Annotated in this window: 4 protein-coding genes; 2 read left to right on the top strand and 2 right to left on the bottom strand. The window is 67.2% G+C overall.

Features of this window, described 5'->3' with window-relative positions:
* Positions 1 to 355: 355 nt before the first annotated feature.
* Entirely contained in the window at positions 356 to 6,673 is a 6,318-nt protein-coding gene (locus Phou_RS48110) for a DNRLRE domain-containing protein (protein WP_173071118.1), read from the bottom strand.
* 121 nt (positions 6,674 to 6,794) lie between these two features.
* Between Phou_RS48110 and Phou_RS48105 the strand changes: the two genes are divergently transcribed.
* Positions 6,795 to 11,039 (top strand): nSTAND1 domain-containing NTPase, encoded by a 4,245-nt coding sequence (locus Phou_RS48105; protein ID WP_308785186.1) that lies wholly within the window; start codon positions 6,795 to 6,797, stop codon positions 11,037 to 11,039.
* Positions 11,040 to 11,074: 35 nt separating this feature from the next.
* Positions 11,075 to 11,791, top strand: coding sequence for a poly-gamma-glutamate hydrolase family protein (locus Phou_RS48100; RefSeq protein ID WP_173071115.1), 717 nt, complete (start codon positions 11,075 to 11,077; stop codon positions 11,789 to 11,791).
* Positions 11,792 to 11,869: 78 nt separating this feature from the next.
* Here the strand turns inward: Phou_RS48100 and Phou_RS48095 are convergent, their stop codons facing one another.
* On the bottom strand, positions 11,870 to 12,037 hold the full coding sequence (locus Phou_RS48095; protein ID WP_173071113.1) for a hypothetical protein: 168 nt from the start codon (positions 12,035 to 12,037) through the stop codon (positions 11,870 to 11,872).
* Positions 12,038 to 12,052 lie beyond the last annotated feature (15 nt).

The following is a 12,052-nucleotide window of genomic DNA, read 5'->3' as shown; positions in this document are numbered from 1 at the left end:
CGCTTCCCGCGGACCGGACGACCACGACGTCGTGAGCATCCTCGCTAGAGCACTCTGCTCTACCTGCCCGAACCGGGCCCGCCAACCCGCCGGCGCAGGCTCCGGAGCCGGTGAACCCTTGGGCCAGATCGACAATTGTCGGTTCTGGCCCCAAAGCGTTCGTTGCTACTGCCCAGAAGGTTCATCATTTGGGCGAGTTTAAGGCTAAGGTACGTCAACCAGGAAGAACAGGCGTCGATCCAGGAACAGGCTGGTATCCAATGGCATCCACCCAACTAGCCATAGTTCTAGATTCAGCGAAAGGGCCCACAGAACGATGACGACCAGGAAGAGCCTGGCCCAAGCCTGACCCTCATCAGCGTCTTCCATATTTGATCTTTAGGAAACAGTACGCTTCCGCTGTCCAGCCGACCCATCCGGCCCGCCCGGCAAACCGGGCTCCCCTCCAGCCCCATCTCATCGCTGCGGCGCCATATCCGGATGCCGACCCGGATATAAGCAACGACGGACCATTGGCGTAGATCTTGCAAACCCGATATTCCGCCCTGCTCAGTGCAATTGCGAGAATGTACCTCGCAAGCTGAACACGAGGGCAACCAACCCCTGACGTACCGAAATAGCAGCCGGGATTGTGTCGAAAATCAGATCGAAACCTTTTGTGTCCGTATCGGGCTCCAGCGCGATACCGGTTATACTTCGTCTTGTAACTGCTGTACTTCCGGCAGACCCATCGCCAGTCGCTGCACCATCGCTTGCCGTCCAGATCAAATTTGTTAGGCGGATCTGCGCAGGTGTATTCGTACCGGTTGCAGCTTCCGCCAGGGACTGGGTCGGTTTGTAGGAAGCGGCCGGTGGCCGTGTTGTAGAGGCGTACGCCCATCAGGATGATGCCGGATGGGGTGTCAGCGGCGCGTTGTTTGGCGCCGAGCCATCCGTATCGCTGCGCGCCGACGTCCTCGGCTTCGCGTGGCGTGCCGTACTCGGTGGCCTCGGTGGTGCGGGACAGGCCCTCGTCATCGGCATGGATCGCCGCCACCAGATCACCGTGCAGGTTTGCGACCTGCCACTCCACCTGTCCGCTCTCGCTGTCGAAGATGCCCGTCATCCCCGACACGCCCGTGACCGGCCGGGTGTACCGGTTTGCCGTTTCTTGTGTCCACGACGGACTGTCCTCGTTCCCGTCGTAGTGATGCACGGACTGCACAGCGGTGCCTGAGGCGTTGTCGGTCCAGGATCGCACCCGCTCGCCCGTCACATCGAGGGTGTAGTCGGTGGTCCGGCCTCCCTGGGTGATCGTGTCCACGAGATCCGTCGAGTGGTAGGCGACCGTGACGTTTCCACCGCCGGAACTTGCCGTGTCGGCCGCCGGGACAGTGGTCGTCCGGCCCAGGGCGTCGTACACGTAGCCAGACGTGTCCACCCGGTTTGCAGTGTCGTAGGTCCAGGTTCGCGACGCGGCCACGGTCGCCGTCTGGCAGGCGCCATCGGCCGCCGGATCGTACTCCGTGAGGCTGGCATGGTTCGACGAGGTACTCAACCCGTACGACCGGGTGGTGCACTGGCCGCCGATCGTGTCCCGGATTGAGGTGAGCCGTCCCGCCTGGTCATAGCTGTATTCCTGCTCCGACAGGCTGGACGACCGTTTACGCCATTGGCCGTGCGCTGATTCGACCACCGACTCGGTGTAGAGCGTGCAGTCCGCGGCCCCACAGTCGGGTTTGACGTAGGTCATCCCGACCTGCGTACCGGTCTCGTCGATCTCCGTGGTGACCTGCACGCCGTTGGGCCACGACTCCGACAACATGTGACCGTTGGCGTCGTAGCTACCGGAGAAGGCTCCCGCCTGCGAGTCGTTCACCGAGGTCAGTAGGCCTCGCCGCTCGGTGCCGCCGTCGTAGGTGTACGTCCGGGTGGCTTTCCCGTCGTTACTGGTCGCCACCCGGCCGAGCAGGTCGTACGTGGTGGTCGAGGTGACCCCGTCGGAGTCGGTGTACGACGTCTGCCGGCCCAGGGTGTCGTACGCCTTGATGACCTGCGCCGTCGCCAGACCGCTGACCACCGACTGCACCCGCAGCAGCCGCCCGGTCGCCTGCTCGTACACGTTCCGGGTGATCGGCACCGCTGTGCCCAGCCCAGACGCCACCGACACGCTCGTCTCGTACGCCCGACCGGCGCCGTCGTACGTCGTGGTGGTGGTCCGTAGCGTGCCAGCGCTGGTCTTCTCGGTCTCGACCCGGGATTGGTTGAACATGTCGTACGTGGTGACCGTGACCGGCAGTTCCGGCCCGGACGCGGCCTGCCCACCCGGCTGGACCCGGCAGGGCAGGTTCGCCCATTCTGGCTTCAGGTCACATTCGGCGTAGCCGGATCCGGAGGTCGCCCGGTAGTAGACCGTCTTGCGGGTGGCCGGTGTGGTGGTGCTGGTGCCACCAGCTGGCGCGGTCGTCGAGGTGGCCAAGCCGGTGATCGCTTCGTACGAGGTCCGGGTCGCCTGAGCCAGCCCGCCCGGGTCCACGGTCACCACCGTCGGCAGGCGCAGACCCCAGTCGTACATGGTGGTAGTGGTCCGCGTGTCGTGGTCACTTTCGACACCGCCCGCGTCCCAGGTTTGGACGCTCACGCTTTGTTTGGTGATCAGGTTGTATGGCCCACCGGTGGTTGGTGCCCCCTCGTCGTAGATGTTCACCGTGCGCTGGCGGCCGCGTACGGTGACGCCTGTGGGAAGTACGACGTCGTGCTCCGGCTCCATCGTGCTCGTGAGCCTCTGCCCGTCAGCCGAGTAGGTGCTGAGCGTGGAGCGGCTGCGGGCGAGCATGCTTTCGGCCGCCACATCGTCGATCGGGCTGGCGTTCAACGCGTCGGCACGGTTGCCAGCGGTCAGCGTCCGTACCGTGTTGCCCCATTGGTCGTACCAGGTGGCGGTGATGTGACCGCCCGGCGTCGCCGCGTTCACCTCCCGGGCGTTCGCGTCCAGGTAGGTGACTGTGGCCCGCTCATACGACGACGGCAGAATGCCTGCGCCCGGATCGCCGGTCGGCACCTGGTTGGCTTGGAAGACGGCCGTGGCGTCCGTCGGCCCCTCCGGCTGCGACCACCGGTTGGTCTGCGTCGACGACAGATCGTACGGCGCGCCCGCGCCGGCGACCGGGACCTTGTAGACCACAGTCTGGGTGGCGGTGCCGGCGGCCAGCGCCGACCGGGTCACCTTGTACAGCCGGCCCGCTCCCGGGTCACCCGGGATGGTGGTGTAGCTGAACTGCCACGGTTCCTCGGCGACCGGCTTGACGACAATGAGGATCCCGTCGCTGGTGTAGTCGTAGGTTTCCCGCAGCTGCCGCATAGTGCCGGCGTCGTTCCAGTCAAGGCGTGGGTCCCAGCTCGCCCGCAGCCGGCCGGCGTTGTCGTACGCGTACCGGATCATCGACACGGTCCGCATCGCCGGGGTGGCCAGGTCCGGATCCCACGCGGTGAAGGAGATCTCCTTCACCCGACCTAGGTGGTCACCCCACGCCGACTCGTCGGTGCCGGTCGCCGTCGTCACCGTGGCGTAGGCGAAGCTCAGCGCCCGGCAGCCCCGGGTCAAGGTCGCGCAGTTCACCCCGTCCGCCACAGGCGCCAGCATCCGAGTCGGGCGGACCACCTCCTTACCGTCGACGGTCGCCTTCTCCCAGCTCAGGGTGGTGGTCTGGTTGCTGCCGGGTACGGTCACCGAGGCCGGGAAGTATTTGCCGGCAGTGGTGCCGGTGATCCGGGTGAACAGAACGGTGTTGCCGTCTTCGTCGGTCAGCGTGTAGGAGTCGCTGCCGCTGGTGTAGGTCAGGTTCAGGAACTCCATCCCGACCTCGGGGTCGAAGACGGTCGTGGTGCGCTTGGTGAAACCGATCGTCTCACCGTCCGGCAGCCCGACCTGTACCAGCGATCCGAACACCGTCAATGAGGTGTACGGCGACTCCGCCTCCTCCACCAGCGCGCCGGAAACCCAGCCCGGACCGAACATGTTCGCCGCGTCCGTTTCGGCGGCCCGTCGGGTGTTGTAGGAGCGGGTGACCGTCAGGTCGCTGCCGAAGGAGTCGACTGACACGTCGGTGTCGGACACGGTGTAGTTCCCGGTGATCAGGTTGACCGAACCAGGCCCGATCTCCTCCGAGGCAGCCGACGCCTGGTTCCGGTCGAAGGTGATCTTCACCGGACTGGACGTGCCGCCCGTTCCGCCAGTGAAGACGCCGCGTAGTTGCAGGGGTCCGTCGCGGGGGATGGAGTACGGATCGGTGGCGGCCAAGGTTGCCTCGATGTCCCAGTTCAGCTTCGGGAACGTGCCGGCTCCGCTGGTCGGCACCGGCCAGGTGACCGGGCCACCGCCCTCGGCGACGGTGAGGTGCGAGGCGGGCAGGTTCAGCCAGGTGTCGGCGTCGCCACGGCGCCACTGGTACGTCACCCCGGTCGCGGTCGCCTGGCTGACACCGGTGATCGCGGTTTTCGCCGCGGTGATGTCACCTTCCTTCGGCGCCGTCACCGCACCGGAACCCACGCTGAACGCGTACTCCTGGATCGCCGATTGGTTTCCGGCCCGGTCGCGGGACCGCACGTAGAGCGTCTGCGGGCCGTCCGCGGCCGGCGTGATCGAGACGGTCGCGTCCCCGCCCAGAGTGGATGCGTTGACCGTCTGGTTCGGCGGGTTGACGTTCAGTCCGTACTCGTAGGCCGCAACGTCGGTTACCCCAGCGGCGCCGAAGGTGAATGTGCCTGCCGTTCCCGCGGCCGCTGACCATTGATCGGCTGGATAGGTCGTGGACGAGACCGTCGGTGCCGCGGACGGGGCGATCGTGTCGATTCTCATCGCGCAGTAGCCGGTCCAGGCGCCGTCGGCGAGGCCGTCGTTGCCGCGTACATGCCAGGAGTAGGTGCCGTTTTCGGCGAATGCGCCGGCCGGCACGGTCGTGGAAAGCCAGGAGCCGGAGGCGCCGGGGCCGACGATGGCGCTGCCGATGGGAGTGCCTCCGCCGGTCAGCCACTTGAATTCGGCCCGTACCGGGGAGCCCTCGGCGTCGGTGATCCGCGCCCGCAGTTGCGGTGTCTTGGTGTTGACGTAGGGCGTGTTCGGGTTCAACGCGCACGGAAGCGAAGGCACCGTCGCCCGGGCCGTGACCGTCGGCGGCGACTGGTAGGTCAGCCTCACGTACGGGGCTTTCGCGCCTTCGGAGGAGTTGAACCTTTTCCAGCCGAGGTTGCTGGTCTCGGAGGTAGCCCGGATGCCGATGTTCACGGTGCAGCAGGTCGCTCCGGTGGCGTGGTCGGCGAACGCGCCGGTCACCGACGAGTTGACCCAGCCGTCGGCGCAGGACGAGTTGTACCCTCTCGTGCTTGTGGTGTAGCCGAGCAGTTTGCGCCACTGCGGCTGGTTGGTCCACCGTGCCGACGAGTTGACGTACGCCGCTTCCCAGGTTTCCCACCGCGCCGGCGTACAGGACCACGAATGGTGCTCCCACAGGTAGATCGTCGCGGCCTGCACCTGCTTGCCCTTCAACCAGTCCAACCCGGTGAACCGAACGAACGACCTGGCCTTGGTCGTACCACCGTCGAAGGTGCCAGCCTTCAGTTCGGTTGCCGCGGATTGGTCCGATGTGTAGTCCGACTGCACGAACGCGTCGAAGTCTGGATTGAGGGTGACTGCCGGGTCGATAGTCACCGGAAACACCGTTTCCGGGTCGGCCAACCACTTCTGGTCCGGAGTCAGCGTCACGGCGACCGAACCCGCTCGAGCCGAGCTGACCTTCTTCGCGACCGCCGCCCGGCGCACGCGCTCACCGGAGCGTGGATCGACCCGCGCGTCCCACATCAGCGGCGGCGGTGACACCCCCACCGTCGTGCCGGCGCGGCTGCGGATCCCGAAGCCCCCACGGCGGTCGTCCACCAGGGTGAGCCCGGAGCTCCGCAAGGGCAGCGAGAGGTTGCGAACCTCGGCGGCAGCCGCCCGGTTCTTGACCACCACGTACTGCTCAAAACCCGTACGAGTCGACTCGACAACCAGGTCCACACCTGGGCGCACCTCTGGATAGGTCGCAGTCGTGCCCGCCAGGACCGGCGCCGGCAGCCGACCTGACCAGCCCAGCGAGACCGTCCCGCCGTCGCCGGTCACCGTCACCAGATCATGCTCACCATCGCCTGCCTGACCGGACAGGCGCAGGCCCGCCGGATGCGCCTTCGCCGTCACGGACCCGTCGGCCCGGGACGCTAACGAAAAGTCGACCTGCTTCCAGCCGCCGGTCTGCTCGTCCCGTATCCGCACCGGCCCCAGGTGGATTTTGGCTTCCACACGGCCGTCCGGGTGCGCCCAGAACTCGGAGGTCTCAGAGGTCATCCCCGCGATCCGGACCGTCCTTTTCGTCAACCGCGCGGTCACCAATGCCGCCGCCTCGTCCGCCCGTTCCAACGGCGGCAGTTCGGCCGGCGCAGGCGCGATAGGTGGCTTCGGAGCTGCGGCTGCCGACCTGGCCACCCAGTCCGCCATCGTCACCGCCAGGACCACGGACAATCCAGCCGCGAGTACCCTGCCTCCGCGGCTACGTGGCACGCGAGGAATCCGGGACCTCGCCCCCCATACAGATCTCCTGCGATTCATTGATCCTCCTAATCCAGACATTCGCCGAATGGCCCGCCGAACGATCGCTGCCACATTCCGTGGTCATGACTGGACACGACCGATGGATTGACGCGAGAATTGTCGATTCGTCGACACTTAGAAGGCTGCGGCCCGAGCTAGGCCGGACAATCAATGCATTCTTAACGGCCAATCAATGGGAGATCGGTTCCGGATGATCGGTCAAGCGGTAGAGATCCGGTTATTGGGTCCGGTGGAGGTGTGTGCCCAAGAGCGGGTTACACCGGTCGGGCCTCCTCAGCAGCAGCGGCTGCTAGCGGCGTTGGCCGTGGATGCCGGACGGATGGTGACCGTGCAGACGCTGATCGACCGGGTGTGGGACGAGGCGCCCCGAGGAGCCCGGCACACCTTGAACGTGTTGATCAGTCGGCTGCGCCGGGTCCTGCAAGAAGGGGATTCGACACGGACGCCGATCGTGTACCGCTCGGGCGGCTACGTGCTCGACGTCGAACCTTCGCAGGTGGACGTGATCCGCTTCTTTGACAAAGTGGCGTGGGCCCGCCAGCCCGACCGGGCAGATCACGAACGGGTCGAGGCACTACGGCAGGCTTGTGACCTCTGGCGCGGCGACCCCCTTGCCGGCATCCCAGGGCAATGGACGGCATCGGTCCGTGACGCGTGGCAACAGCAGTACCTGGACGCCGTGCTGGTTTGGGCGCAAGCCGAGCTGTCCGTCGGCAACCCGAGCGCGGTCATCAGCCTGTTGACCGAGCTGAGCAGCGCATATCCACTCGTCGAGCCATTCGCCGCAGCCCTCATGCGGGCCCACTGCGCCCTGGGCCGCACCGCCGATGCTCTGGCGCACTACACCTCGATTCGCCGCCGTCTCGTCGATGAGCTCGGCGTGGACCCGGGGTCGCAGTTGCAGCACCTTCATCAAGCGATCCTCCGGGGCGAACTGGACGCCCATAACGACCTCCCACCCCGCCCCACGTCCTCAGCTGAGACATCCGAAACGGGTGGCGCCCCGCATTGGGACGGCTGCCCGTACCGTGGCTTGTTGCCGTTCGAGGAACGTCATGCCGCGGTGTTCTACGGCCGGCGCGCACTGACCGCCCGCCTGGTGGAACGCCTTGCCAAACAGTCGGCCGATGCCGGGGTGCTGGTCGTTCTGGGGTGTTCCGGTGCGGGCAAGTCCTCGCTGCTGCGAGCCGGGCTGCTGGCGGCCCTCGCCGACGACCGGGTGGTACCCGGCTGTCGCTCCTGGCCGCGACGGATTATGACGCCGACGGCCGACCCGGTGCGCGAGTTGGCCACCCACCTGGCCGACCTCACCAGCACCGACGCCATCACCGTCTACCAGAGCCTCGCCAAGCATCCCGAACAGGCCCACCTGCTGGCCGGCCAAGCCTCGTCAACAGCTGACGCCGCCGGTGAGCCACCCAGGCTGGTGCTGGTGATCGACCAGCTGGAGGAGTTGTTCACTCTCGACATCGATCCCGTCCAGCAGAACGTATTCCTGAGCGCCGTGCACGCCATGGCCACCGCCCCGGCCCTACCGGACGGCAAACCGGCCGCGCTCGTCGTCGCCGGGCTCCGCGGCGACTTCCTCGACCAGGCCCTGGCATTCGCACCGCTGCGGGAAGCGGTCGAGGCCGGCCCGTTCACCGTCGGTCCGATGAACGAGGCCGAGCTCCGTGAGGCGATCACCGGCCCGGCCGCCGAAGCCGACCGGCGCGTTCCCGAAGAATTGACCTCCATCCTGCTTGACGACCTGCGCGACCGGAGCCTGCCGACCGGCTTCGACAACGGCGCGCTGCCGCTGCTGTCCCAGGTCATGTTCGTCATGTGGCCCTGCGATCAGGCCGAAGACTTGACCGTGACCGGCTACCGCCGCACCGGCGGGGTGGCCGCCATCGTGCAGACCAGCGCCGAGCGCGTCTTTCACGCGCTGACGGCACACCATCGCGAGGTTGCGCGCAGGGTGTTCACCCACCTCACCAACGCGGCGGGCGGGCGGCTCACCCGCCGGCCAAGCACCCGCGCGGCGCTGCGGATCGCTGCCGCCTGCACCGATACCGACCTGGACACCGTGCTGGAGGCGTTCATCGCGCAGCGGCTGATCACCCGCATTGACGACGACCTTGTCGCCATCGCCCATGAGGAGTTGCTGCGCTCCTGGACCAGACTGCGGGAATGGCTCCAACCCAGCCTTACCGACCAGGCTCTGCACCGTGCGCTCGTCGATGACGTGCACGCCTGGGACAACCGCCGAAGCGACCCGTCCTACCTGTACCGCGGCAGTCAACTTCTCGCCGTCCGCGAGGCCGTCAATCGCTGGAGCAGCGACCCGACCGGCCATCTCTGCGTCGACCCACTGGCGGTCGAGTTCCTCACGGCCAGCGAACGCCGCAGCCGCCGTCGCCGCCATATCTCAAGTGCCATCGCGGCCGCCATGACCGTGCTGATGGTCCTGACCGCGAGCGCCGCGTTCATCGCCAACAGAAACGAGGCCCGTGCCAACGAGCAGCACGCACTGGCCCTGTCTCGCCAACTCGCCGCGCAGAGCCTGTCCATGAGCGGTGTGGACCAGGTGAGATCCCAGAAGCTGGCGGCCGCCGCCCTACGCGTGGCACCCACGCCGGAAGCGGCAGACGCGGCTACTGCCGCCCTGGCCAACTACCGCAGCGTCCTCGGCCACCGAAGCCCGGTGCAGTCGCTGGCGTTCAGCCCAGATGGACGCCTGCTGGCCACCGGCAGCAGCGACGGCACGGTACGACTCTGGAACCCCGCCACCGGTAGACCCGTCGGCAAACCCCTGACCGGTCACACCAAACAAGTCGACGCGGTCGACTTCAGCCCAGACGGAGACCTGCTGGCAACAGGCAGCAGCGACGGCACCGCGCGACTCTGGAACCCCGCAACCGGCCAACCCGTCGGCAACCCACTGACCGGCAACGGATGGGTCCGCACGCTCGCCTTCAGCCCAAACGGCCGGCTGCTGGCCACCGGCGGCGAGGCAGGAACCATACTCTGGAACCCGACCACCGGAAAACCCGTCGGTGCACCCAACGCTGGACACCCCCGGCGGGTACACGCGATCGCGTTCAGCCCGGACGGACGGCTGCTGGCCACCGGCAGCGAGGCAGGCACGATCCGGCTATGGAATCCGGTGACCGGAAGACTCGTCGATACGCCCCCGACCGGGCACGCCACACAGGTCAACGCGATGGCGTTCAGCCCGGATGGGCAGCTCATGGCCACCGGAAGCAGCAACGGGTCGATGCGGCTATGGAATTTGGCCACCGCCGAAGCCGTCGGCCAGCCCACGGGCAGCACCGACGGCTGGGCACCCGCATTGGCATTCAGCCCGGACGGGCGCCTCCTGGCTGTCGGCGACGCCGACCGTGCGCTGCTCTGGAACCCAACCAATGACCTTCCTGTCGGCGAACCGATGAGAGGCCACACCGGGCGTGTGCGCGCCGTGGCATTCAGCCCGGACGGACGCCTGCTCGCAACCGGCAGCGAAGACGGGACGGTACGGCTGTGGAATCCGACCACCCATGAACCCGCCGGCGCACCCTTGACCCGCCACAGCGGTCCGGTCCGTGCCGCGGCGTTCAGCCCGGACGGACGCCTCCTCGCCACCGGCGGCCCGCACGGGGAAATGTGGGTGTGGAACCCCGCAAACGGCGAACCCGTCGGGCCCCACGGCAATGAGGCCTCCGACGCCTTCGGGGTGGCGTTCAGCCCGGACGGACAGCTCATGGCCACCGGACACGGCAACGGGACAGTGCGGCTGCGGAATCCCAGCACGGGTAAACCCGTCGCTACTGCCCTCCAAGGCCCCGCACGGTCCATCAGCGCCGTCGCGTTCAACCCCGACGGGCGCCTGGTAACCGCTGGCATCGAAGCCGACAGCACGGTCCGGCTTTGGGATACCCACACCGGCCAACCCATCGGCGCACCCATCGCCAGCCCCGACGGACCGATTTACGAAGTCGCGCTGAGCCCGGACGGGCGACTACTCGCCACCACCAGCCACAACGGAACGGTACGGCTGTGGGACCCAGCCACGGCCAGACCGGTGGGCGCGCCCTTGGCCGGGCACCCATGGCCGGCGTACACCATCGCGCTGAGCCCCGACGGGCGCCTATTGGCCACTGGCAGCGAGGACGAGACCCTGAGGCTATGGGATCCGGCCACTGGCAGACCCGTCGGCGCACCCTTGACCCGCCACAAGGGAGCGATTTACGCGGTGGCATTCAGCCCAGACGGCCAGCAACTCGCCACCGGCAGCCGCGACGGCACGGTACAGCTGTGGGACCCCACCCTCTACACCGAACCAATCCGGAGCCTGTGCAGCCAACCCGGCGGCCTCACCCCCGAGGAATGGGACATACACGCCGCAGGCGAACCATACGTCGACGTCTGCCGGTAAGACGGCCGTCCCGTCCGAGCACCACGGAGGTCACCATGACCATGAACCAACCCGCGCGATGGATCCCCTGCGTCCTCGCGGGCCTGCTCGTGCTGCTCAACGGCTCCAGCGGCGCCCAGGCAGAGCGTGCGCCAACCCGGCACACCGCCGCGACGGGCAGCGTCGCGGAGTACCCGTCCATGACGGCGTTACGCAAGGTCGAGCAGGAAGGCGTCGCGTACGACCTCACCTGGACGATCACCGGCTCGCCGCTGATCGTCGTCGCACCACACGGTGGCGCGATCGAGCCGCGAACGAGTGAGATCGCCGCGGCGATCGCCGGCGCCGAGCACACCCAGTGCCAGTTCAAGGGCAAACTGCCAGCCGGTCAGAACCACCCTCGGCTGCACGTCACGAGCGAAAACTGGGACGTCGAGCAGTGCCTGATCCTGATCGCCCAGCGCACCCACGCGCTGTCCGTGCACGGCACCTCCAAGGCCGGCTCGACCGTCTACATCGGCGGGCGGGACACCGCCACCGGCGCCGAACTGGCCACCGCTCTGCGCGCCGCCGACTTCACCGTCGTCCAGCCCGCACCCGCCGACATCGCCGGCACCTCGATCGACAACTTCGTCAACAAGGACGCCGACAGCGCCGGCGTCCAACTCGAACTCACCTACACGCTACGCACCGACCTGTTTCCCACCAAGGACGGACCGCCGTCAACACGCGGGCAGGACTTCGTCGACGCGGTACGCGCCGTGTACTCATGATCCAAGCACGCGTGCTCTGGAATCGCTCGATAGGCGCTCTTCAGACCGTCATGCTGCATGCCGTAGATCTTGACGATGTTATAGAGGCGGTCGACGCGAACCGAGAAAGTCGAACAGCTTGCGCAGCCCGGCCTCGGTGTCGGACAGCGCGGCGTCGTGCAGCCAGCCGCCGCTACGTTCAGTAGCGAGCGGATCGCGGCAGATGAGGACGCCAAGATCATGCCGGAAGTCGTCGAATCGCCTCACCCGCACTCGAACAAC

This window comes from Phytohabitans houttuyneae, from assembly GCF_011764425.1.
Classification (GTDB): Bacteria; Actinomycetota; Actinomycetes; order Mycobacteriales; family Micromonosporaceae; genus Phytohabitans; species Phytohabitans houttuyneae.
This window is presented reverse-complemented; position numbering and strand designations above follow the sequence as displayed.

Coding starts and splice junctions, on each gene's coding strand:
- Phou_RS48100 (WP_173071115.1), top strand. CDS start 11,075: ATGACCATGAACCAACCCGCGCGATGGATCCCCTGCGTCCTCGCGGGC.
- Phou_RS48105 (WP_308785186.1), top strand. CDS start 6,795: ATGGGAGATCGGTTCCGGATGATCGGTCAAGCGGTAGAGATCCGGTTA.